General features: G+C 57.0%; 22 protein-coding genes. 4 read left to right on the forward strand and 18 right to left on the reverse strand.

The features are described 5' to 3' along the window. The first annotated feature begins 188 nt into the window (after nt 1-188). The 4 genes from EL26_RS11010 to EL26_RS11025 all read left to right on the forward strand — a co-directional run bounded on the left by EL26_RS11010 (nt 189) and on the right by EL26_RS11025 (nt 6,045). The gene (locus EL26_RS11010; protein ID WP_052036262.1) at nt 189-1,403 is read left to right on the forward strand and encodes a cytochrome P450; all 1,215 of its coding nucleotides are present in this window, start codon (nt 189-191) and stop codon (nt 1,401-1,403) included. 106 nt (nt 1,404-1,509) lie between these two features. Further along, nucleotides 1,510-3,927, forward strand: a complete 2,418-nt coding sequence (locus tag EL26_RS11015) for a heavy metal translocating P-type ATPase (RefSeq protein ID WP_038088267.1) — start codon at nt 1,510-1,512, stop codon at nt 3,925-3,927. 77 nt (nt 3,928-4,004) lie between these two features. Then, nucleotides 4,005-5,381: a sensor histidine kinase gene (locus EL26_RS11020; RefSeq protein ID WP_038088269.1), complete on the forward strand. Its 1,377-nt coding sequence runs from the start codon at nt 4,005-4,007 to the stop codon at nt 5,379-5,381. Next, entirely contained in the window at nt 5,350-6,045 is a 696-nt protein-coding gene (locus tag EL26_RS11025) for a response regulator transcription factor (RefSeq protein WP_038088272.1), read from the forward strand. Before EL26_RS11020 ends, EL26_RS11025 begins: the two co-directional genes overlap by 32 nt. A gap of 202 nt (nt 6,046-6,247) precedes the next feature. Here the strand turns inward: EL26_RS11025 and spoVT are convergent, their stop codons facing one another. The 18 genes from spoVT to ispE form a co-directional block, all read right to left on the reverse strand. Continuing rightward, nucleotides 6,248-6,790, reverse strand: a complete 543-nt coding sequence (gene spoVT, locus EL26_RS11030) for a stage V sporulation protein T (protein ID WP_038088274.1) — start codon at nt 6,788-6,790, stop codon at nt 6,248-6,250. Between the two features lie 286 nt (nt 6,791-7,076). Beyond that, on the reverse strand, nt 7,077-8,012 hold the full coding sequence (locus EL26_RS11035; protein ID WP_038088277.1) for a peptidylprolyl isomerase: 936 nt from the start codon (nt 8,010-8,012) through the stop codon (nt 7,077-7,079). After that, entirely contained in the window at nt 7,999-11,541 is a 3,543-nt protein-coding gene (mfd, locus tag EL26_RS11040; protein WP_038088280.1) for a transcription-repair coupling factor, read from the reverse strand. The genes EL26_RS11035 and mfd overlap by 14 nt, the downstream gene beginning before the upstream one ends. Before the next feature lie 63 nt (nt 11,542-11,604). Continuing rightward, complete coding sequence (locus EL26_RS11045) at nt 11,605-11,838, reverse strand: anti-sigma-F factor Fin (protein WP_038088283.1); 234 nt, start codon at nt 11,836-11,838, stop codon at nt 11,605-11,607. A 74-nt stretch (nt 11,839-11,912) separates the two neighbouring features. Continuing rightward, entirely contained in the window at nt 11,913-12,473 is a 561-nt protein-coding gene (pth, locus tag EL26_RS11050) for an aminoacyl-tRNA hydrolase (protein ID WP_038088285.1), read from the reverse strand. A 100-nt stretch (nt 12,474-12,573) separates the two neighbouring features. After that, nucleotides 12,574-14,523, reverse strand: a complete 1,950-nt coding sequence (locus EL26_RS11055; protein WP_038088289.1) for an ABC transporter substrate-binding protein — start codon at nt 14,521-14,523, stop codon at nt 12,574-12,576. Nucleotides 14,524-14,806: 283 nt separating this feature from the next. Next, entirely contained in the window at nt 14,807-15,442 is a 636-nt protein-coding gene (locus tag EL26_RS11060) for a 50S ribosomal protein L25 (RefSeq protein ID WP_052036263.1), read from the reverse strand. Nucleotides 15,443-15,585: 143 nt separating this feature from the next. Beyond that, on the reverse strand, nt 15,586-16,548 hold the full coding sequence (locus EL26_RS11065) for a ribose-phosphate diphosphokinase (RefSeq protein WP_038088292.1): 963 nt from the start codon (nt 16,546-16,548) through the stop codon (nt 15,586-15,588). 16 nt (nt 16,549-16,564) lie between these two features. Next, nucleotides 16,565-17,953, reverse strand: coding sequence for a bifunctional UDP-N-acetylglucosamine diphosphorylase/glucosamine-1-phosphate N-acetyltransferase GlmU (gene glmU / locus EL26_RS11070; protein ID WP_038088295.1), 1,389 nt, complete (start codon nt 17,951-17,953; stop codon nt 16,565-16,567). A gap of 171 nt (nt 17,954-18,124) precedes the next feature. Next, a complete protein-coding gene (locus tag EL26_RS11075; RefSeq protein ID WP_038088298.1) occupies nt 18,125-18,622 on the reverse strand; it encodes a hypothetical protein in 498 nt (165 codons plus the stop codon). A gap of 32 nt (nt 18,623-18,654) precedes the next feature. After that, nucleotides 18,655-19,152: a HEAT repeat domain-containing protein gene (locus EL26_RS11080; protein WP_038088301.1), complete on the reverse strand. Its 498-nt coding sequence runs from the start codon at nt 19,150-19,152 to the stop codon at nt 18,655-18,657. Between the two features lie 34 nt (nt 19,153-19,186). Next, a complete protein-coding gene (locus tag EL26_RS11085; RefSeq protein ID WP_038088305.1) occupies nt 19,187-19,489 on the reverse strand; it encodes a hypothetical protein in 303 nt (100 codons plus the stop codon). 13 nt (nt 19,490-19,502) lie between these two features. After that, nucleotides 19,503-20,156, reverse strand: coding sequence for a hypothetical protein (locus tag EL26_RS11090; RefSeq protein ID WP_038088309.1), 654 nt, complete (start codon nt 20,154-20,156; stop codon nt 19,503-19,505). Between the two features lie 167 nt (nt 20,157-20,323). Then, nucleotides 20,324-21,769, reverse strand: a complete 1,446-nt coding sequence (gene proS / locus EL26_RS11095) for a proline--tRNA ligase (RefSeq protein WP_038088425.1) — start codon at nt 21,767-21,769, stop codon at nt 20,324-20,326. Between the two features lie 232 nt (nt 21,770-22,001). Then, nucleotides 22,002-22,280 carry a septation regulator SpoVG gene (gene spoVG / locus EL26_RS11100; RefSeq protein WP_038088312.1) on the reverse strand — a complete coding sequence of 93 codons (279 nt, stop codon included), beginning with the start codon at nt 22,278-22,280 and terminating at the stop codon, nt 22,002-22,004. A 190-nt stretch (nt 22,281-22,470) separates the two neighbouring features. Beyond that, nucleotides 22,471-22,851 carry a RidA family protein gene (locus EL26_RS11105; protein ID WP_038088315.1) on the reverse strand — a complete coding sequence of 127 codons (381 nt, stop codon included), beginning with the start codon at nt 22,849-22,851 and terminating at the stop codon, nt 22,471-22,473. Between the two features lie 20 nt (nt 22,852-22,871). Beyond that, entirely contained in the window at nt 22,872-23,687 is an 816-nt protein-coding gene (gene purR, locus EL26_RS11110; protein WP_038088428.1) for a pur operon repressor, read from the reverse strand. Between the two features lie 74 nt (nt 23,688-23,761). Beyond that, on the reverse strand, nt 23,762-24,610 hold the full coding sequence (ispE, locus tag EL26_RS11115; RefSeq protein ID WP_038088318.1) for a 4-(cytidine 5'-diphospho)-2-C-methyl-D-erythritol kinase: 849 nt from the start codon (nt 24,608-24,610) through the stop codon (nt 23,762-23,764). Between the last annotated feature and the right edge of the window lie 4 nt (nt 24,611-24,614).

Genomic DNA, 24,614 nt, shown 5'->3' on the forward strand with positions numbered 1-24,614 from the left:
GTACCCTCATCTTACCATAACGTCGCTCCAAGAGCCTGTCACTTTGCTTCAGATTGTCCGATATCTCCCGGTTCCCCGACATACCTCCCTCATTTGCACGTTTTCCAACACATTGACGGATCTTGATGGTTGCAGACTTTTCTCATACTTTTTAAACTTATCCTCAACAAGAGAGAGGAGCGATTCACATGCAACCATCCACCCAGAAACGTGCCGCCATTCACATTCCTCCGATGGAGGAATTGAATACGCCCGAGAAACAAAAGAACGCGTTTGAAGTGTTCCGCAAACTCCGCGAAACCACCCCGATTCGCTACTGCGAGAAGCGTCAAATGTGGGAGTTCTTTCTCTACGAAGACTGCGTGCGCATTCTCAAAGACCCGAAAACTTTCTCTTCCCAATTAAACCGCGCAGGCTCCACGGTCGCCAGCATCATCACCACCGACCCGCCCCGTCACAAAGACGTGCGCAGCCTCGTCGAGAAAGCGTTCACCGCCAAGCGGGTCGCCAACCTTGAACCGGCGATTCGCTCGATTGCCAACGAACTGCTGGACGACGTGATCGAAAACGGCCGCATGGATACGTTTTTCGACTTCGCCGGGCCCCTTCCGGTCATCGTCATCGCCGACCTGCTGGGCGTGCCGAATGAAGACCGCCGCTTGTTCAAAAAATTGTCCATGCAGATTGCCAGCGGCGTCCAAGACGATTCCGAAGAGAGTTATGAAATCGTCCGCCAAAACAACGCCGAAGCCCGTCGACAGCTCACGGTCTACCTCCAAGGCATCCTCGACCAACGCAAAGTCGAGCCCAAGGACGACCTCATCACCGCTGTCTGGCAAAGCAACTTGGAAGAGAACATCCTCTCGGAGCCCGAACTGGTCAACTTCTATATCACGTTGTTGGTCGCAGGCAACGAAACGACGTCCAACCTGATCACCAGCGGCGTTCGCGCGTTGACCGAGCACCCGGAACTGCAAGAACAACTGACGAACCGCCCGGAACTCATCCCGAACTTCGTCGAAGAAGTGCTGCGCTTCTATCCCCCGTCCACGCAAATCCCCAGAATCGCCACGCAAGACGTGGAAATCCGCGGGCACCTGATCCAAGCAGGCGACATGGTCAACTGCTGGACCGTCTCCGCCAACCGCGACGCCGCCAAATTCGCGAACGCCGAAGACTTTGATGCGGACCGCAAACCGAACCTGCACATTGCGTTTGGCTTCGGCACTCATTTCTGCTTGGGCGCGCCGCTGGCGAGACTGGAAGGGCAAGTGGTCTTCGAAACCCTGCTTCAGCGCCTCTGCGACATCCGCCTGACCGATCCGGAACGCGCGGTTCTCCAGCCGTTCCCGCGCTTTACGTCCATGCACGAGTACCCGGTCGCTTTCACCGGAAAGTCATAGTACCGCTTTGGAAAAAAAGGCATCCTGCGAAGAGGGTGCCTTTTTTGCTACGCCATTGAGTACCCTATAGGGGTATGATACGATAAAAGGGAGAGGAGGTCTCTCTATGGAAACTCAACCCAAACAAACCAGCCTGCACATCACCGGCATGACGTGCGCCGCCTGCGCCAATCGCGTGGAACGGGGTCTGCGCAAAATCGAAGGCGTGCAGGAAGCCAACGTGAACTTCGCGCTCGAGCGGGCCTCTGTCACCTACGATCCGTCGCAAACGGACTTGCCCGCCCTCGAAGAGCGCGTGCAGAAACTCGGCTACGGCGTCGTGCATGAAGCGGTGGAACTGGAACTTGGCGGCATGACCTGCGCCGCATGTGCCAACCGCATCGAAAAAGGCTTGAACAAAATACCCGGCGTCCATCACGCCACCGTCAACTTCGCGCTTGAGACGGCGCATGTCGACTACCTAAGCGGTTCGGTTACCGTGGAAGACATGTTGCAGCGCGTCCAGAAACTCGGCTTCCAAGCGAAGCCCAAACAAACCCGCGATGAAGAGAACGACCGCCGCCAAGCACAGATTGCGCGGCAGACGTGGAAGTTTTGGATCGCGGCGCTGCTTTCGCTTCCGTTGCTCTGGGCGATGCTCGGCGAATTCTCGCTCACCTCGTGGATGGGGTCGCACGAATTTCTCATGAAACCGTGGGTGCAATTCCTGCTCGCCACCCCCGTGCAGTTCCTGATCGGCGCACCGTTCTACGCCGGAGCGTACAAAGCCCTGCGCAACAAGAGCGCCAACATGGACGTGCTCGTCGCCCTCGGCACGTCGGCGGCGTACTTCTACTCGCTCTACCAAACCGTCGTCAGCACCCTGAACCCTGACCGGATGGGTGTGATGATGTTTTACGAAACGTCCTCCATCTTGATTACGCTGATCTTGCTCGGCAAGCTGTTCGAGATGAAAGCCAAAGGCCGCTCCTCCGCCGCGATCCAGAAACTGATCGGCCTGCAAGCGAAAACGGCGACCGTGCTCCGCGGCGGCGCGGAACAACAGGTGCCGCTGGAAGCGGTCGCCGTCGGCGATGTCGTGCTCGTCAAACCCGGTGAGAAAATCCCTGTCGATGGCGTTGTCCTCCAAGGCTCCTCGACGGTCGACGAGTCGATGCTGACCGGCGAAAGTCTCCCCGTCCACAAAGAGGCGGGACAAGCAGTCATCGGCGCCACCGTCAACCAAAACGGCGTCCTCCGAATCCGCGCTCAAAAAGTCGGCCGCGACACGGCGCTCGCTCACATCATCAAAGTCGTGGAGGAAGCCCAAGGCTCCAAAGCGCCGATCCAACGCATCGCCGACCGCATCTCCGGCATTTTCGTCCCGATCGTCGTGGGGATTGCGGTTGTAACGTTCCTCCTCTGGTACTTGGCCGTCGATCCGGGCAATTTCCCGAACGCTTTGGAAAAACTGATCGCCGTCCTCGTCATCGCCTGCCCCTGCGCGTTGGGGCTCGCAACGCCGACTTCGATCATGGCGGGCTCCGGCCGCGCCGCGGAGCACGGCATCCTGTTCAAAGGCGGCGAACATCTGGAAGCGACGCACAAACTCAACGCCGTCCTGCTCGACAAAACGGGCACCGTCACCCATGGGAAGCCCGAACTGACCGACGTGCAGGTCTTCGGCGGACTCGCGGAATCCGAGTTCCTCCGCCTCGTCGCCAGCGCGGAAAAAAACTCCGAGCACCAACTCGCCGACGCGATCGTCGCCGGAGCTTTGGAGCGCGGCGTCACCCTCTCTCCCGTCGAGCACTTTGAAGCGCTCACCGGCTCCGGCATTCGTGCGAAGATCGACGGCAAAGTCGTGCTCGTCGGCACGCGCCGCTTGATGCAGCAACATCTCATCAACGCGTCCCCGGCCCTCGCGCAGATGAAAGAGCTCGAACACCAAGGGAAAACGGCCATGCTCGCCGCCGTGGACGGCGTGTTTGCCGGTCTGCTCGCCGTCGCCGACACGGTCAAAGAGACGTCGCACGAAGCGGTGGCCCGCTTGAAACAACTCGGAATCCAAGTCGCGATGATTACGGGCGACAACGAGCGCACCGCGCAAGCGATCGCCCGGCAAGTCGGCATTGACCACGTCCGCGCCGAAGTGCTGCCGGAGCAAAAAGCGGCGGAGGTCAAAAAGTTCCAAGAGCAGGGCTTTCTCGTCGGCATGGTCGGCGACGGCCTCAACGACGCTCCGGCGCTGGCGACGGCAGATATCGGGATGGCGCTCGGCACCGGAACGGACATCGCGATGGAAGCGGCAGACGTGACGTTGATGCACGGCGACTTGCGCAGCATCGCCGACGCGATCTGCATGAGCCGCAAAACGATGACAAACATCAAGCAAAACCTCTTCTGGGCGCTGATTTACAACCTGATCGGCATCCCGATTGCCGCCAGCGGCTTCCTCGCTCCGTGGGTCGCCGGGGCCGCGATGGCGTTCTCCTCCGTCTCCGTCGTACTCAACGCCTTGCGCTTGCAACGCGTGAAGTTGTAGGATAAAAAGAGAAGACTCAGACAAAAAGGACCCGTCACCGTACCGGGTCCTTTTTTCATAGCGGAGGTGCTTTCCATTTGCTTCCTGCCAAAAGACAATCGCTGACCACCAAACTGGCGTGGATGCTGACGGGGTTTGCGTTTGTGGTCGTCATGCTCTCTTCTTGGATTTTGGACTCCATCGACCATTACCACTTCACGCAATACATCGACCAAAACCGGGACATGCGCAATCAGCGGATCGCGAACGTCCTCGCCCAAGCGTATGAGCGCGATCACGGGTGGGAATCGGACACGGGCCTGGACGTGGCGCGGCTCAGTTCGCTGGAGGGTGTGAACATCCAACTGTGCGACATCACGCATCGGAAGGTCTGGTCGGACCACTCCGCCTCGCCGGGAAACGCTTCGGACACCTTGCCGATCCGAAGCGGCGGAACGACCGTCGGGTACGTGGAGATCTTCTACGTCCACCCCGATTCGTTCAGTCAATTTGACGATCTCTTCCAGCAGGCGATGAACCAGGGCGTGTTCACCACGATCCTTCCGGTGCTGGTGATCGCGTTGGGCCTGAGTTGGTTCCTCTCTCGCCGCATCTCCCGCCCGCTGGTGGAGATGAACCAGTTGGCACGGCAGATGCGGCAGGGCAATTGGGGGCTGCGGATTCAAGAGCCCAACGGCGGTGTGGAGTTGAGCCAGTTGGCGGAATCGCTCAACCACCTCTCTGAAGAGCTGCAAAAGCAAGACATGCTCCGCCGCAACCTCACGTCCGACGTCGCGCATGAGTTGCGCACGCCGCTGACAACGCTCAAAGGGCATCTTGAAGCGCTGATCGACGGCATCTGGACTCCCTCGAAACAGCGGTTTGAGACGCTGCACGCCGAAGTGGAGCGCTTGATCGGGCTGGTGTCGAGCTTGAGCAAATTGAATGAAGCGGAAAGCGACAGTCTGGATCTCAACCGGCAACAGGTCGATCTCGCCCGTCTCACCCGCCTCACCGTCGAACTGGTACAGCCCTCGTACCGGCAGAAGGGCGTGCAGTTGGACTGTCACGCAGACTCTATGATCCCGCTCTGCACAGACCCCGACAAGTGGAAGCAGATTCTGCTCAACTTGCTCGACAACGCGCTGAAATACACCCCGGAGACGGGACGCGTCACCGTGACCGTCGCCCTGCGCGACGAAACCGCCCTGGTGCAAGTCGCCGACACAGGGGTCGGGATTGCGGAAGAACATCTTCCGTATCTGTTTGAGCGCTTCTACCGCGCCGACCGTTCGCGCAACCGTTCGACGGGCGGTGCCGGGATCGGACTAGCCATCGTAAAAAAATACGTGCAGGCCCTCGGGGGATCTCTGCACGTTGAAAGCAACCCCGGCGACGGGACGCTGTTTGAAATTCACTTGCCGCTGCGAGGAGGTCCCCGACGTGACACAGGGAAAACGAATTTTGGTGATTGAAGACGAGCCGAACATCATCGACGTGATCGCGTCGTATCTGGAAGCGGACGGGTATGAAGTGACGGCTGTGATGTGCGGAGAAGCAGGGCTTCGCTTGCACGCGGAGCAGCCGTTTGACTTGATCCTCTTGGATCTCATGCTGCCCGGCATTTCCGGAGAAGAGACTTGCAAGCGGTTGCGGGCGACGTCGCGGGTGAGCTTGATCATGCTGACAGCCTGCTCGACGGAGCAAGCGAAAATCAAAGGGTTGGCTCTGGGCGCGGACGACTACATCACCAAGCCGTTTTCGCCGCGCGAATTGGTGGCGCGCGTGGGAGCGGTGTTGCGGCGGGCGTCGCCGGAAAGCCTGTTGGCGGAGCAGTTTCACTTGACGGAGCAGTTGGTGTTGGACGACCGGACCAAAGAAGTGCGCAGAAACGGCGAAGTGCTGAACGTCACGCCGACGGAGTTCAAGATCCTGCACACGCTGGTGCAGCATCCGAAGCGGACGTTTTCGAGGTCGGAGTTGATTGAGCGGGTGTTGGGCTATGACTTTGAAGGCGAAGAGCGCGTGATCGACACGCACGTCAAAAACCTGCGCAAGAAAATCGAAGAAGACCCCAAAAACCCGCAGCTCGTCGTCGCGGTGTACGGGGTCGGATATCGCCTCGGCGATCTCGTCTAGAGTAAAGGGCAACAAAAAAGGAGCGAGTTTCAGCAACTCGCTCTCAATCAAAGGGAAGGCTGCTCATAGAATGAGCCGCCCTCGACCATCCACTATAAACTCTACCACTTGATTGTGTAGAACTTGTGAAGTTTCCCAAAAAACCCCCTGTCTCCGAGTGAGAAGGGGGTTTTTTACGATGAATGTGAAATTGAGGTAATAATTATTGCTCCATCTGTTTCGCCAAGAACCCCGCCGCCGTTTCGGCGAGTTTGATTTCGAGTTCCCCCATTTTGGTGTTGTCTTCACGGGAAAGGATGATGACGGAACCGATCGGGTCGCCGCCGGCGATGATCGGCGCGATGACTTGCGACGTGAACGGTTCGGCTTTTTCACGGGTGATGTTGTACTCGCCTGCTGCGAAGGCGGAGACGGTTTTGCGCTCGTCCATCGACCGCTCCACGTCGCTGCCGATCGGCTTTTCCAAGAAGTCGCGCTTCGAGGCGCCCGCCACCGCAATGATCACGTCGCGGTCGGTGATCAGCGTGATATGGCCCAACGTCTCACTCAACGACTCGGCATATTCCTTCGCGAAGTCGCCCAGTTCGCCGATCGGCGAGTATTTTTTGAGGATGACTTCTCCGTCGCGGTCCACAAAGATCTCCAGCGGGTCTCCTTCCCGAATGCGAAGCGTTCTACGGATTTCCTTCGGAATTACGACACGGCCCAAATCGTCGATTCTGCGTACAATACCGGTTGCTTTCATTTCTTCGATTCGACCTCACTTTCCGTTGGGAACATTATGTTTTTCGGTGATAGGTTACGTATGTGTGGTTCTACTAACTTACTATCATCGTTGGCATTATCTTGTCCATTTGTCAGCGATTTTACCAATGTCCTGCTCTGGAATCTCTTGGTTGCTCACGGGGGCCTCCTTTCCTTTCAGCCTCTTTTTCGAGGGGAAAGTGAGGATAGTATGGGGCGGAAGTTCTTGGTTTATGCACGATCTGGCAGGACATAAAAAATCCACCCTCTCAGGTGGATTTTTGAGTTTACTTGGGTAATGTGATCTGAATACCGGCATTTTGCTGCGTTTGTTCATAGTAGGCTTGCCACGCCGCGTTCTGTTTGTCGGCGAGCGCTTTTTGCTCGGCGTCTTTCTGCACGTCGGCGAACGTCGGGTTGCTGCGCTTGTCCACGCGCAAGATGTGCCAGCCGTACACCGTGTGCACCGGATCGCTGATCTGCCCCACCGTCGCGTTTGCCGCCGCTTGGCGGAAATCGTCTTCAAACGAGTCAAACGAAACGTCCGCCATCGTGCCGCCGTTGAGCTTTGCCGTCGGGTCGAGCGACGACGCTTTGGCGATCGCCGCGAAGTCTTCGCCCTTCGCCAGCCGCTCCTTGATCTTCTTGGCTTCGTCTTCCGTCGCAACGAGGATGTGCGAGACGGTGCCGGTCATGAACACAGACGGATCGTGGTCAAAAAACGCTTTGGCTTCGTCCGGTGTGACCTTCACGTCCTGGGTCTTGAGCGTTTTGTACGCGCGCAGGTAGTAGTCGTCGAGGACGAGTTGCTTGACGTCGTCGTCGGAGAGTTTGTATTGCTTCATCTCCGCGTCAAACTTCGTGCGGTCGCCGCCGAACACCATGTTGGTCACTTGGTCTTTGTATTGCTCGATGTCGCCGGAGACGGCAGTTTGGTCGATGGTGACGCCCGCTTTTTTCGCTTCTTCGACGAGGATTTTGTGCAGGGTGATGTACTCGTTGAGGAAACTTTTCTTGTTGTCATCCGATTCCTTGTAGTCGGGCAGCAACAGCGTGCGTTGGAAATGGAACTGCTTTTCAAACTCCGATTGCAACACTTGTCCGCCGCTGTAGGTGGCGACGACGGCGGAACCCGTGTTGCAGCCCGTCGCCGGGATCAGCGCGGCGACGAGCAACAGAGCGGTCGGGATGGCGAACCAGAGTCGTTTGTTAGGGCGCGGCATTTTCCAAGTCCTCCTGACGTTTAGGAACGACCTTGTACAGTTCCATGAACTTCAGAAGCATGTTGAGGATCTCTTCGTCCTTGAGCCCTTTGGCTTTCAGGGTGACGATGATCTGCTGCTGCGCGGTGAGCTTCATGCGGTTCGGGAACTCGCGCGTCATCGCGAACAGCTTCTCGCCGTCGATTTCCTTGTTCTGCGATTCGTGGAGTTTGAGGAGGACTTCGCCCTGCGGCGTCTGTTTGATCTCCGTGAAGCGGTACTTGATCGCGTACGCTTTGAGCGTGGAGACCGCCAGCAGGTTGCGAACTTCCAGCGGAATGTCGCCGAAGCGGTCTTCCACTTCCTCTTCCAGATCGCGCACTTCGTCGAGAGTGCGCGCGCCCACGAATTTTTTATAGATTTCGATCTTTTGCATCGAGTCTTCAATGTACGTGGACGGCAGGTACGCGTCCACCGACAGCTCGACCGTCGGGTCCGGCCACTTCTCTTCTTTGACTCCGCCTTGTTTCAGTTCTTCAATCGCTTCCGCCAGCATCTGCGAGTAGAGATCGAAGCCGACCGACGCGATGAAGCCGTGCTGCTGCGCGCCGAGCAAGTTGCCGGCGCCGCGAATCGAGAGGTCGCGCATGGCGATCTTGAAGCCGGAGCCCAGCTCCGTGAACTCCTTGATCGCTTGCAGACGCTTCTCCGCCGTTTCGTTCAGCACTTTGTTGCGCTGGTAGGTGAAGTAGGCGTACGCGATCCGGTTGGAACGGCCGACGCGGCCGCGCAACTGATAGAGCTGCGAGAGACCGAGATGGTCGGCGTCTTGCACGATCAGGGTGTTGACGTTGGGCACGTCAAGACCGGTTTCGATGATCGTGGTGGAGACGAGCACGTCCGCATCGCCTTGCAAGAAGTCGAGCATGACTTTCTCCAGTTCGTCTTCCGGCATTTGGCCATGGCCGACAAGCACGCGGGCGTCCGGCACCAATTGCTTGATGTGGTTCGCCGCCTCTTGAATCCCGTTGATCTTGTTGAACAGGAAATAGACTTGACCGCCGCGTCCAAGTTCGCGCTCGATCGCTTCGCGGACGATGCCGTCCTGGTGCTCGACGACATACGTCTGCACGGGGAAGCGGTTCTCCGGCGGCGTCTCGATGACGGAGAGATCGCGCACGCCGATCATCGACATGTGCAGCGTTCGCGGAATCGGAGTCGCCGTCAGCGTCAGCGCGTCAACGTTCGTGCGCATCTGCTTGAGCTTCTCCTTGTGCGTGACGCCGAAGCGCTGCTCTTCGTCGACGATCAAGAGACCGAGGTCTTTGAACTGCATCGTCTTCGAGAGCAGGCGGTGCGTGCCGATGACGATGTCGACGGAGCCTTCCTTCATGCCTTTTTGCACTTCGCTGATCTGGCTTTTGCTCCGAAAGCGCGAGATGAGTTCCACGCGCACCGGGAAGCCGGCCATCCGCTCGGAGAACGTCTGGAAGTGCTGTTGGGCGAGAATCGTCGTCGGGACGAGCACGGCGACTTGCTTGCCGTCCATCACCGCTTTGAACGCGGCGCGGATCGCGACTTCCGTTTTGCCGTAGCCGACGTCGCCGCACAGCAGACGGTCCATCGGGCGGGAGCGCTGCATGTCTTTTTTGATGTCGTCGATGCAACGGATCTGGTCATCCGTTTCGCTGTACGGGAACATCGCTTCGAACTCGCGTTGCCACGCCGTGTCCGGCGAGAACGCATGACCCTTGGTCGCCTCGCGTTCGGCGTAGAGCTTGATCAAGTCTTGGGCGATGTCTTGGACGGCCGACTGGACTTTGGTGCGCACGCGCTGCCAGTCCGAACCGCCCAGCGCGTAAATTTTCGGTTCCTTCTCTTCGGAGCCCACATATTTCTGCACAAGGTCGATTTGGTCGACAGGGACGAACAGCTCGTCCTTGCCTTTGTATTTAATATGCAGATAATCCTTGTGTATTCCGAGAATATCTTTGGTCTGGATGCCCATGTACTTCCCGATGCCGTGGTTGATGTGCACCACGTAGTCCCCGACTTTAAGGTCTTGGTAGGACTTGATCTTCTGAGCGTCGGAAATCGTTTTCATCTTCCGCGATTTCTTCTTGGTGGTGAACACTTCGGTCTCGGTGATCACCGCCAGTTTCAGCGACGTCAGTTCAAAGCCGGTCGCCAAGTTGCCAAGCAAAATCAACGGACGCGTACGGGTGCCGTCCCACTGGGTGACGATGTCCGCTTGCATCAGATGGTCTTCGAGCACGCGTTGCAGACGGTCGGCGCGCTCCTTGTTCGCGGCGAGGAACACGACTTGGCAGCCGGTCTTCGTCCAGCGGTCGACTTCGGTCTTCAAGACGTTCATCTGCCCGTGGAAGTTCTGCATGGAGCGCGTCTGCGTGTTGACGACCGCCTGCACGTTCAGGCCGGGGATCGCCCGCGTAAACAGGGAGAAAAACAGCTTCTGCAACTTCCGGTCGGTAAACAGCAAGTTGCGGTTGGTCTCCGTGTGCAGGCCCGGCAGCATCTCGCCGTGTTCGAGCGCGGAGAGGAACCACTCCTGTTCTTCGCGCTCGACGACTTTAATCGTCTCGCGCAGGCGCGCGGGTTCGTCAAACACCCACAACGTCTGCGGCGCGAGGTAGTCCATCACCGTCGGTTTTTGCGGGTCGAGCAGTTCGATATAGCGCACGAGGTTCGGCGTCGGGATGCCTTCCTGCATCTGTTCAATGTCGGTGCCGATGTTCTCGCGGAGTTTTTCAATAATGCCTTCGTCGTTGACTTTGGAGATTTGTTCGTTGAGACGGATTTCCAAAGCCCCGGCAGCCGCGCGGATGCGCACCGGTTCGGCGATGAACTCGCGAATCGGGTAGAGCAAAACTTCGCTCAGCTTCTCCGAAGAGCGTTGCGTTGTCGCGTCAAAACTGCGAATCGAATCGATCTCCACGTCAAAAAACTCAATGCGCACCGCCTCGTCCCGCGTCAACGGAAACAGGTCGAGGATGCCGCCGCGCACGGAGAATTCGCCCTTGGACTCGACCATCTCGGCGCGTTCGTAGCCAAGGTAGACGAGGTGTTCCAAGAGCTCGTCGAGGTTGACTTCCTCGCCGACGCGAAGCCGGCGCGCCGCTTTGGCAAACGCTTGCGGACCGACGAGCGGTTGGTGCAGAGCGGCGATCGGCGCGATGATGACCGGCGCTTGGCCTTGCACGAGCGCTTCCAAGACGGAGAGGCGGTTGGACGCCAGTTCCGGCGAGTACGCCATCACGTCTGCAAAGCCCATCTCGCGCTCGGGAAACAGCCGCACGAGGTCGTCCGGCAAGAGTTCGATGAGGTCTTCGTACATCTGTTGAGCGCGCCCCGTGTTGTGGGTGACGATCAGGAGCGGGCGCGCCAAAGAGCCCCGCAAACCCGCGAGGCAAAGTTGTTGAGCCGACCCGGTCAGCCCGGTGATCAATTGTTCTGTAAGCCCTTCCAAGCATCCGTTCAGAACTCGCTGAAAGTCCTGGTCGGTGCGCATGACTTGTACCAAAGATTGCACGTTCTTCCCCCTCCAGCAAGCAAAAAAAGCCTTGAGCTGCGCCAAGGCTTATAGGTTTCTCCGTTACTGCAACGGGTTGGACAACAGGCTCAACTCCGGATTGGCTTCCAGAGTTTCTTGGCAGTGTTCACAAACCGTTTTGACATAGGTTGAATCTTGAATGGAATTATAAGAAATTATATCGGCGGCCTCGGCGGGCGTCAAGGAATGCAGGCCCGTGCGCACATCGTGAATGTGCGAATTCGGCAGTTCGCCGACTTTGGTTTGGCAGTGACGGCAGGTATAGATGATGCTCATACGGTGTCCACCTCCTCCGTAGAAGCATACCCACTTTTTGCCGCCCTTAGCCGTCAACCGTTCGCCGAGATCGACTAGCCGTTAAACCGGTTCATCGCGATGGTGAAGTTTTGGTCGATGATACAGTCTATGACGTCGGGGATTTTTGAGACCGCTTCGTCGATCAATTTCTGCTCTTCTTGTCGGAAATTCATCAGAACGTGCTTGATCGCGTCGCTGCCAGGCGCCGGACGCCCGATGCCCATGCGGATGCGCTGGAACTCTTGGGTGCCCAAGTGCTGGATGATCGACTTCACGCCGTTCTGCCCGCCGGCGGAACCCTTGGTGCGCAGTCGAAGTTTGCCCACCGGCGTGTCCATGTCGTCGTACACGATGACGATGTCCTCGAGGTTGGGCTTGTACCACTTCATCGCTTCCGCCAAGGCGTTGCCGGAGAGATTCATGTAGGTCATCGGCTTGAGCAGGACGATCTTCTCGCCCTTGTGGTTGCCTTCGCCGTAGAGTGCTTGGAATTTGCTTTTGGTGATTTCGATGCGGTAGGCCTCGGCGAGTCTGTCGATCGCCATGAAGCCGATGTTATGCCGGGTTTTTGCGTATTCCGGGCCCGGATTGCCCAGTCCAACGATCAATTTCATTTGAGAAGTACCTCCTCCTCGTATCTCTTTACGATAACAAAAAAAGAGACCCCGCCGCAAGCGGCTAAGGGCCTTTTTTCGTAGAGTGTTTTTTTCCTCATTACGGGGTGAGTTTGATGTTTCGCAGATCATACGTGTCTTGGGTGGAATTGAAGTACAGCCCCTGCACGTGCGGGTTGATCAACACCGACTTGCCTTGGAAGGCGATCGGCGTGATCGGCATGTCTTGCAGGAGAAGTTTCTCCGCCGCCATGAGGTCTGCGGTTCGACGCGCAGGGTCTTGCTGCAGGTTGGCTTTTTGCAACAGTTGGTCGAACGCCGGGTTGCTGTAGCCGGTTTCGTTGCTGACGCTGCCGGTTTGGAACAGGTCGAGGAACGTCATCGGGTCGTTGTAGTCGCCGCCCCAAAGTGCGAGCGAGATGTCGTATTGACCGGCTGTGGTCAATTGGGTGCGTTCGGCGAACGGAATGACCTTCACGTCCACGTCGATTCCCAACACGTCTTTCCATTGTGTTTTGACGAGTTCGGGATGCGGAAGCGGGGAGTCTGCAAGGACGGTGAGTTTGGGAAGTTGGTTCAACCCAAGCTCCCGAAGGCCGTCGGCCAACAACTGTTTGGCTCCCACTTTCGTATCGGTCGAGACCAGCGGGCCCGCTTTCTCCCGGTAGTCGGTGATGCTGTCCGGGACGAAGCCGGTGGCCGGTTTTCCGTCCTCCCCCCAGACGTGCACCGTAGCGGGCAAGTCGAGAGCGGCACTCAGGGCGCGGCGGATCTTGCTGTTTTTCAAGACGGAGTTGCGTTCGTTGTACTCCACGTACCCAAGCGAAGCGAGGGGAATATCCTGCATGTCCGGCGAGCCGACGAGATCGTTGTGAATGGCGGAAGGTACCGTCATCTCGTCCAACGCACCACCTTGATACATCGACTTGAGGAATTCGGGAGTGAAGTACGGCATCATCTGGAAGTGCACCTGTTGGAGTTGCACATGACTTCGATCCCAGTACGTGTCGCTTTTCTTCAACTGCAGATCGTACGGATTCATACCCTCGATCTGATACGGCCCGTTGGTAAGCGATGTTTCCGCGACTGCTGCATATACCTCTCCTTGTTCGTCGAGAAACGATTTCTTCTGCGGAGAGAAGATGGGAGAAGCGGTCAACTGCGGGAACCACGGAATCGGGCGGTCGAGTTGCACCGTCAGCGTATGATTGTCTTCGGCATGCAAACCGAGTTCCCCCAGCGTGCCAGGGCCGTACTTGTAGTTGTGAACGCCCTTGATTCCGTCAAACAGGTACGAGAGGTTGACTTTGTTGTCGAGGTCGATCGCTCGTTTCCATCCGGTGACAAAGTCGTCGGCGGTGACGGGCGACCCGTCCGACCATTTCGCCTCCTCGCGCAGGTGGAACGTCCACGTCAAACCGTCTTGAGAAACCTCCCACGATTTGGCGACACCGGGAACGACCTGTCCCTTCTGATCGAAGCGAACGAGACCTTCGTAGATTTGGCTGATCGCATACCAGTCATACGAGTTCGTAACCTGAATCGGGTCCACCGAAGTCATCATGTCCGCGACGTACAGATTCAACTGTTCCGTGGAATGCACACCGGACGAGGTCTCCACCGGAGCGTCGATGCTCACGGTGTTCGTCCCATCGTCCCAGTTCACCGTCGCGCCGAGCGCTTCGACGAGAATCCGCAGCGGCACCATCGTCCGGTCGTTGACCACTTCCGGAACTGCATCGAGAAGCTGAGGTTCTCCGTTGATCGAAGCAAGCGGCAAATCATGCATGAGAGTGATAAACGTATCGCCTTTTTTGACGATGACCGCCTCCATCTTTTCGTTCCAATACACTTGCGCCCCGAGCTTTTCCAGCACGCCGCGAAGCGGGATGTAGGTGCGGTCGTTTTTGACATAGGGTGCGACGTCAAACGATTGCTGTACACCGTTTACCACCACTTTCACCCCGTCGTCCGCCTGTGACGGAACCGGAATGGCGAGCAGAGAGAGCGCGGTCAGAGCGGCGAATGCGTGACGGATCTGTTTTTTCAATCAAAAAACTCCTCTCTCATCCTCCATAGTCTTCCAATTAACGAAACTGACTAAATAGTATCTTGATTCAGAATAAATGGCAAGTAAAAAAGAGCCCCTCCGCAGAAGGGACTCTCTCACTTGTAAATCAAGCAGGCGCGCAACATGCTCTCAAAGCGTTGTGCACTTTGACGGAGCGCAGCCCGCCCGCGACTTCGAGGCGGTTGGCTTCCAGCAAGTCGATCAAGTACTGAAGCCAGCCAGGCTCGCGGGAACGGTGTGTTTTGTACAGATGGACAGTTGGTTAGACGTTCGCTTCTTCGCCCTTGCCTTCGGTGTCGTGGACGAGCTCCGGTTCTTTCGGCTCGATCTCCGTTTCCGGCTCCGGGTTTCTCGCTTCCATCGCGATGGCGATCACGTCGGTCGGCTCGTTTTGAAGCGAGACGTTCGGCGGCAGTTGCAGATCGGCGCAGGTGGAGTTCTCGCCGATCTCCAGCATCGCGATGTTGTGCAAGATGTACTCCGGCACGTCGGTCGGCAGGCAGCGGACGGTGACTTCGCGCAGGTTTTGCTGGATCACCGCACCGCGTTTTTCCACCGCTTCGAGGCCGTCGAGGATGATTTGCACGTCCACGTTGATCGGTTCGCGCAAGTTGACAGCGTAGAGGTCGATGTGCATCGGTTTGCGGTTGAGCATGTCGCGTTCGATTTCGTTGACCATCGCGGAAATCGTGCCGGTGCCGTCGAGGGAGACGTCGACCAACACTTTGCCGTGGTGACGCAGTTGTTTAAACGACTCGCCGTTGATCGTGATCGGAGTCGGGGTTTGGTCTTTGCCGTAGATGATGCCCGGAATGTTGCCCGAGCGGCGGATGCGGTTGCGCTCGCCCTTGGTCAACTTCGTGCGCGGTTGTGCTTGAAGCGTGATGCGGTCTGCCATAAGATTGGGTCCCTCCCGGTAACGTACTGATCACTCCTACTTGGTCAGGATGCCCAAAATTGGCTCTGTTTACACCCGCCTCTTCGAACGACTGTAAAAAAAGCATGCACACGCCAAGGGTGGCGGTTGCATGCTTTTTTCGATTATTCCTTGTCAAACAGGGTGGAAACCGACTCTTCTTCGTGGATGCGGATGATCGCGTCGCCGATCAGCGGAGCGATGGAGAGCGTGGTGATTTTGTCGCAGCGGCCCTCGCACTTTTCCTTGTCCACTTTGATCGAGTTGGTGACGACGACTTCCTTGATCACGGAGTCTTGCAGACGAGTCAGCGCCGGGCCGGAGAGCACCGGGTGCGTGCAGCACGCATAGACTTCGGTGCAGCCGTTTTCCATCAGGTACTTCGCGCCTTGGACGATCGTGCCGCCGGTGTCGATCATGTCGTCGATCATGATCGCGGTTTTGCCGCGAATCTTGCCGATGACGTTCATGACTTCGGAGACGTTCGGCTCCGGACGGCGCTTGTCGATGATCGCGATCGTGGCACCGAGGCGCTCCGCCATGCCGCGCGCACGGGAGACGCCGCCCATGTCCGGGGAGACGACGACGATGTCTTCGAGCCCCTTCTGCGCGAAGTAGTCCGCGAGGATCTTCTCGCCGAGCAGATGATCAACCGGAATGTTGAAAAAGCCTTGGATCTGGCCTGCATGCAGGTCCATCGTGATCACGCGGCCGGCGCCGGCGGTGGAGAGCAGGTCGGCGACCAGTTTCGCGGTGATCGGCTCGCGGGCGCGGGCTTTGCGGTCTTGGCGTGCATAGCCGTAGTACGGGATGACCACGTTGATCGATTTCGCCGACGCGCGCTTGAGAGCGTCGATCATGATCAGCAGTTCCATGAGGTGTTCGTTCGCCGGATTCGAGGTCGGTTGGACAACGTAGACGTCGCAGCCGCGAACGCTTTCCGTAATCTTGATGCGGATTTCTCCGTCGCTAAAGCGGATGACGCTGGCATTGCCAAGCGGCACGCCGACATGATCGGCGATCTCTTGTGCCAGTTCCGGATTCGCATTCCCTGAGAAAATCTTCAACTTCGCGTCGCTGTATCCCATGTTCGCTGCAAGCTCCTTACGACTCTTTTTGATCCCGCAAGCGGGCTTTCAATTTTTCGGTATAGCCTTCCTTGGTGACTTGACGCTCACGAGCCACGGCCAATGCGCCGTCCGGCACGTTGTCGGTCACGGTCGAACCTGCTGCCACGTACGCCTCGCTGCCGATGGAGATCGGAGCGACGAGGTTCGAGTTGCAGCCGATGAACGTGTTGTCGCCGACGAGGGTTTTGTGCTTGTGGAAGCCGTCGTAGTTGACGGTGATCGTGCCGCACCCGACGTTGATGTTCTCGCCGAACTCGGCGTCGCCGATGTAGGAGAGATGCGACACTTTGGTGCCGGCGCCGATCTTGGCGTTTTTGATCTCCACGAAGTCGCCGATTTTGGCGCCTTGGCCGATGTGCGCTTTCGGGCGGAGGTACGCAAACGGACCGACGGTCGCGCCCGCTTCGACGGTGCAATCGGAGAGCACCGAGTGCTTCACTTCGACGTCATCGCCGATGACGGCGTTGGTCAAGTGCGAGTTCGGGCCGATCACAGAGCCTGTGCCGATGACCGTCTTGCCTTCGAGCACGGTGCCCGGCAAGATGACGGTGTCGTTGCCGATCACCACGTCCACGTCGATGTATGTGTTGTTGGGGTCGATCAGCGTCACGCCGTTCATCATGTGCTTCTCGGCGATGCGCTCGCGGATGATCGCGTTGGCGACCGCCAGTTGCGCGCGGTTGTTGATGCCTTGGATTTCCTTCGGCTCGCCGGTGATGAACGCGGTGACGGTATGTCCGTCGCTGCGGAGCACTTCAAGGCAATCTGTCAGGTAGTATTCGCCTTGCGCGTTGTTGTTATCAATTTTCGACAGCGCATCCCAAAGCAGAGCGTTGTCAAACAGATAGACGGAGGAGTTGATCTCGCGGATTTGACGCTCCTTAGGCGTAGCGTCCTTCTCCTCGACGATGCGCAGCACGTTGCCCGCGTCATCGCGAACGATGCGGCCGAGGCCGAACGGGTTGTCGACGACGGCGGTCAACACGGTGACAGCAGCGCCGGACGCTTGGTGGTGCTCCTGCATCGCGCGCAGAGTTTCGCCTCGAATGATCGGGGTGTCGCCCGCGCAGATCAGCGTGGTGCCTTCCAAGCCTTGAAGTTGCGGACGCGCCATCATAACGGCGTGCGCCGTGCCGAGTTGTTCGTCCTGCACCGCGTATTCGAGATCGCCGAGCGCTTCCATGACTTGCTCGCGGAGTTTTCCGACGACGACGATTTGACGGTCGACACCGGTCTCGGTCAGCGTGTCCAGAATGTGCTGGATCATCGGCTTCCCGCAGATCGGATGAAGAATCTTGTGCGTGTTGGATTTCATCCTCGTGCCCTGACCAGCTGCCAGAACCACCGCAAAGGTCCCTGCCATATTCATCCTCCTGTCCAGTTTCCTTCATCTATAGGTAGAAAATATACAGTTTTGAGCAACTATCCTATCACACTATATCTTAAAGGAATATGCATTTCAACCGCGTTCACAGGAATGTGAGAAAGATATGAGCGATTGGAAAAAAAAGATGCAGAGCGCGGGGGCTCTGCGTCATGGGTGCTCAATCTCCAGACCGATAAATCGAGATCGCGGTTGCAGGGCCTCGAAAAACCCTTCCCCGAACTTCTTCAGCTCCTCCTCGTTGCGTGCGGCCTCTTCCGGCGTCACGTCTTCGATCAAGGCGGAGTCGGAAAACACCAGCGACACCTCGTACGAGATCGTATCCACCAAAAAATCCACCAACAACCGAGACTCCCATCCGTTCGGAAGCGTGATCTCTACCCGCAAAAGCACGTGGGTCTCCAGATCCTCTCTTGTTACCGCCTCGCACTCAAACGAAGGCTCGCCCTCCCAAATCCGCTCATACGTCATCTCTTGCGCCGGTGTCCCTTGCAGAAAGCTCGCCTTGCCCAAGATCGCTCCTTGCGTCAACAGGTAGCGGATCGCGGCTTGGATTTTTTCAGGCTGATACGGAAGTTCCAGACAGCCGGTGATCTTAAAAAACAGCCCAGTTTCCAAGGTCTTCCCGTTTTTCCGGATTCCCCGCATGATATGACCTCCCGACCTGGACACATGCGTTTTTATTCACCAAACAGTTCATCTATTGCTTCTGAAAGAAAAGCCGCCTGTTCCTTGTCCTCCAACTCGTCGATCGCCTGCTGGAGTCTGCCGATGCACCATTCCCGCTCGTGCATCGAAATCTTGTCTTTGCAGGCTTGCAAAACGAGATAAGACTGACGGCTGACCTCAAAGTTTCCTTCACACATGAACTGCACGAGTTTTTGTGCATGTTTCGAGCAGTCGAACGATTCCAACGCGTATAACAAACTTCCGCGATTGCCCACGGTTTTCGGATCTTCGAGCAGTTCCATCAGCGGTTCGACCGCTTCTTGTGCCCCCATGTCGGAGAGGGCAATCGCGATCGCATTTCGGAATCTGGGATGATCCGTTTCCATCAGGTGGACAATCAGTTCCCCTGTTGCTTCGATACACTTCGTCTCTCCGTATTTCTCCACGATCTCAATGGCTTCCTTGAAATTCCCCAGCTCAACTTTTTCCCGTAGTTCTTGAAGTTCCAATTCATCACCCTCTACATGAAGCAGGAACGGCTCCTTATTGTTGGGACAGCAGGTATAGATAAAAAGGGTTGTAACCCGCGAGAAGCGCGATCGTGAAAAGCCCGATTCGAACAGGGAGTTTTTTCAGAAAGAGAAGGACCGCGGTGAGGAGGATCGCAAGAACCGAGACGGGTCCGGAGAAGATGATGTAGATCGGGTGGAACAGCAGTAACAAGTACACCCAGCCTGTGTGCTCAATCCCCATGATCCTGCCGAGTGTCAGTATCATCAGCGTGCCAAGCGCTTGATAGATCCCGAGAAGTAAAGGAACAGAAGCCCAACTCCACTTTTTCTCCATAACCTCTTCCTCCTCACATCCGTGGGTCTCGCTCCGTACGTTCGCGCAAGACTTCCCAACTGGTAACGTTTTCTTGTTGATCAAACGGGATGTGCGTCCATTTCCGCTTTCCTTGTGTATCTGTAAACTCGACGTACAAACTGCCGGTATGATTTGTAGCTCGCTGCCATTCGAAGAATTTGTAGATCGTTTGCAGCGTGCCATCGAGGTCGCTGATTTTCTTGTGCAGGGTGATCGTGTAGGCCGTGTTGTCAGGGAGGATTGGGGCGGTGGACATTTTGTTGATGATCACCTGCACCTCCGCGTCTTGCTTGGGGTACAGACGGGCCAACTCCTCCGATGCTTCTTGGGTCAAAGTGTGCATCGCGAGGTCATCCTCATATGTATCCTCCAATTCCCCGTCATAGTTTCTGTAGACCGTAAACGTGACTCCGTTTTGCAGATGAACCTCAGCGTAATAACTGTCATTCTTAAAGTCATGACCCACGTCTTGCTCGTAAGGTTCCGTGAAGTGCCGCTGCTCTCGCAGATACCGGTCCACCTCATGCCCGTACGCTTTCGCATCCCACGGGATTCCGTAATAAAACCGATACCACCACCCCAACACAACTACCGCCCCTAGAAAAAACAACACTTTCCTCGTCTTGCTCCAACTCTTCCAGTTCATGAGCAACACCCTCCATCCCCGACAGACAATGCCATCCATTTCTTCATAGAAGCAACCCCTCAACCATACTCACATCGGATTAACACCCATATATTAATATACATTCAACCCCTAGGTAAAAACAAAAACCCCTGCCGACGATCAGCAGGGGTTTCGCTAACTTGCAATTAGTACGCGCGGGAGAACCACACGGTGTGCTCTGCTTTCTGGCCGCAGCAGATGCAGGTGTCCTTCTCGACCGGCGGATCAAACGGGATGTTGCGGGTGGTGAAGGAGGTTTCTTCCTTCACTTTCGACTCGCAGTCGTCGTTGCCGCACCAGCCGCCGAGCACCCAACCGCCGAGCGTGCCGTCTTGTTCCGCTTTGGCGATATGCGCCTTCAGCTCCTCCAGCGAGTTGATGTGCGTGTGCGAGTTCGCGTCGCGGAACGCTCTGGCTTTGTTCAGCATGTTGACCTGGATGTCTTCCAGCAATTGCTGAACTGCCGCCACCGCGTTGTCGATGTCCACGGAGACTTTCTCCCCGGTGTCGCGGCGCGCCACCACCACTTGGTTGTTCGCGATGTCGCGCGGGCCGATCTCGATGCGCACCGGAACCCCGCGCATCTCCCACTCGTTGAACTTCCAACCCGGCGTTTCTTCGCGCAGGTCGGTTTTGACGCGCACGCCCGCGTCTTTCAACGCGAAGAAGATTTCGTCCATCTTCTCAATGACCGCTTGACGCTTGTTCGGCGGGCCGACCGGAATCATGATGACTTGGGTCGGCGAGATGCGCGGCGGAACGGCGAGGCCTTTGTCATCCCCGTGCACCATGATCATCGAACCGATCAAACGGGTCGAAGTGCCCCACGACGTCGTGTGCACATACTTCAATTGGTTGTCGCGGTCGAGGAACTTGATTTCAAAGCCCTTCGCGAACTTGTCGCCAAGGTAATGGGACGTGCCGGCTTGCACCGCTTTGCCGTCCTTCATCATCGCCTCGATTGAGTACGTATCGACAGCGCCCGCAAAACGCTCGCTCGGGGTCTTCTGACCCTTCCACACCGGAATCGCCAACACTTCTTCAACGACTTCACGGTAGATTTCGAGCATCTGCATCGTCTCTTGGCGCGCTTCTTCTTCATTTGCATGCGCGGTGTGGCCTTCTTGCCACAGGAATTCCGAAGTGCGCAGGAACGGCGTGGTGCGCTTCTCCCAACGGAACACGTTCGCCCATTGGTTGATCAGCACCGGCAGATCGCGGTAGGAGTTGATCCATTGGCTGTACATGTGGCCGATGACCGTCTCCGAAGTCGGACGCAGCGCGAGGCGCTCTTCCAGCTTCTCGCCTGCCACTTCCGTCACCCACGGCAGTTCCGGGTTGAAGCCTTCGACGTGCTCCTTCTCCTTCTGGAAGAACGACTCCGGAATCAGCATCGGGAAGTACGCGTTGCGATGGCCCGTTTCCTTGAAGCGCTTGTCCATCGCTTGCTGGATGCGCTCCCACAGTTCATAGCCTTCCGGTTTAAAGACGATGCAACCGCGAACCGGCGCATAGTCCATCAAATCCGCTTTGCGGATCGTATCCAAATACCAACGAGAAAAATTCTCGGATTGCGGCGTAATTTCTTTCATGACGGTGCTTTTGTTCGTTTCTTCCACTCCGTACACCCCCGAATCTTGATAGGAGGAAATCCCTCAAACGTTAGATTCCTCCACGGCGAATTTTATTATAAACCATCACAAGGCAAAAGGGAAATCACGCCGCAAAATAAGAAAGACTGCCGGCGCCCAAGCCGACAGTCTCGACCCTGACTCGTCACAAGCCGGGGGAGCTTGTCCCGAGATCAGAAAGGAATGTACGTAATTACGCGATCGTCGCTTCTTCGATGTCTTCTTCACGATAGAAGACTTCGAGGACAGCGTCTTGGATTTTCTGACGGGTTTCCGACGAGATCGGATGTGCGATGTCGCGGAACTCGCCGTCCGGGGTACGCTTGCTCGGCATCGCGACAAACATACCGTTGTTGCCGTCGATGACGCGAATGTCATGTACCACGAATTCATTGTCAATCGTGATGGAAGCGATAGCTTTCATACGACCTTCCGTGTTCATTTTACGAAGTCTTACGTCTGTGATTTGCATCACGGTTCACCTCTTCACCCATTTATGTTTGTACGTGTTGCCTAACTTAATCTTATAATACCACAATTCAGCGCTTAATGTCTGCATTTTCAGCATTATTTGATAAAATTTTTTTCGCATTCACTGTTGCCCGGTTATAAAAAAAGACGCAGCCCTTAGAATCAGGCTGCGTCCAAGCTTTCAAAATGTATTATTTCGTTACGGCGACGAGGTCGATTTCCACGCCTACATCTTTCGGCAAACGCGCCACTTGCACGGTGGAACGCGCCGGACGGTGATCGCCGAAGTACTGGGCGTACACTTCGTTGATCTCGCCGAATTGGTTCATGTCGGAGATGAACACGGTCGCTTTGACGACATCGTTCAGCGAGGAACCCGCTTCTGCGAGCACCGCTTGCAGGTTTTTAAACACTTGGTGGGTCTGCTCTTGGATCGAGCCGGTCAGCAGTTCGCCGGTCGGCAGGAGCGGAATCTGACCCGAGGTGAAGATCATGTTGCCGACTTTCACAGCTTGGGAGTACGGGCCGATCGCAGCCGGCGCATTGGTGGTGGCGATGATTTGCTTTTCCATAATGAAACAATCCCCTCTCTCTAAGCGAAGTACGTTCCCGGCTGGATCGTCACCTGACGAGTGGCTTCGTTCATCTCGGTGAGCGTCGCCAGCGAAACGTACTGCTCGATCATTTTATCTTCCGGGTCGACGGTGGACATGAACACGCCCACGCCGACCACGTCAACCTGAAACTCGCGCATGAGATCGGCGAGCGCCTTGGCGGTGCCGCCTGCTTTCATGAAGTCATCGATGATCAGAACTTTGGTCTTCTCCGGCAACGAACGGCGGGAGAGCGACATCGTCTGGATGCGCCTGGACCCCGACACGTAGTTGATGGAGACGGCAGAGCCCTCCGTGACTTTGTGGTCGCGGCGGACGACGACCATCGGCACGTTCAGATATTTCGCCGTGGCCACCGCCAGCGGAATCCCCTTGGTCTCGACGGTCACCACATACTCCGCTCCCGAGTCCCGGTAGCGGGACGCGAACATTTTGCCCGCGGTATCGAGCACGTCCGGACGTCCCAACACGTCCGACATATAGAGGAAGCCGCCCGGCAAAATGCGATCTCCCGTGCTCAAGACCTGCACCACGTCTTGCAAAAACTGCTCCGCCAAGTCGTCGCGCAACCCCGGCACGTAACGCACGCCGCCGGCCGCGCCCGCCTGGGTCTCCAACGTGCCGAGCCCCTCGGCTTCCATCACGTCCCGAATGATCGCCAAGTCTTCGGACAGCGAAGACTTCGCGGACGACAGCTTGTCTGCCATCTCGGTCAACGACAACACGCGATGTGGTTGTTCCAGGAGGATCTGCGTCAGACGCACGATGCGTTCACTGCGTCGCATTTTACTCAACACCCTATCCCCTTCCAAAACACGAACATTAATAGAAAAAATATATCATTTGATTCGTGTTTATGGCAACCTTTCTAGAAAAAGCGGCAGAGGTACACTTCCCGCGAGAAGCCGCGCAGAGCGTTGCAGATGCGCACGGCTTTCTGCTCGCGCTCGACGAGCGCAAACAAGGTCGGTCCGCTGCCGGACATCAGCGCCCCTTGAGCGCCGAACTTCAACAGTTGTTGCTTCAAGCGCTCGACTTCCGGGTACATGGCAAACGTCACGTTCTCCAGCACGTTGCCAAGCCCTGCCGAGATCTGTTTCACGTCGCCGGTCGTCAGCGCGTGCACCATCCCGGCAGTATCCGGATGGTGTTCGATCTCGTCGGCGCGCAATCGCCCGTAGACGTCGGCGGTCGAGACGGCGATCGGCGGTTTGACGAGCACAACCCACGTCGGGGAGACGCTCGGCAGACGTTCGATCTGCTCGCCGCGCCCGCGCGCGATCGCGGTGCCGCCGTAGATGCAAAACGGCACGTCGGAGCCGATCTTGGCGCCCAGCACCGCGAGCTCGTCCAGAGAAAGCCCGAGTTTCCAGAGGCGGTTCAAGCCGCGCAGAGTGGCTGCGGCATCGCTGGAGCCGCCGGCCAGTCCCGCCGCGACCGGGATGCGCTTCTCGATGTGGATGTGAATGCCCTTCTCGATGCCGTACGTTTCGCGCATCAGGTGTGCCGCTTGGTAGACGAGGTTGCGTTGATCGAGCGGTATGTAAGGAGCCGTGCAGGTCAGCACGATCTCGGCGTCGGCGCGCTCTTGAAATTGCAGATGGTCGGACAGGTCTACAGTCTGCATCACCATCTCCACTTCATGGTAGCCGTCCGGACGCTTGTGGAGGACGTCGAGGGTCAGGTTGATTTTCGCTTGGGCTTTTTCCGTCAACATGGGC

The sequence above is a fragment of the Tumebacillus flagellatus genome (assembly GCF_000714935.1).
GTDB lineage: Bacteria > Bacillota > Bacilli > Tumebacillales > Tumebacillaceae > Tumebacillus > Tumebacillus flagellatus.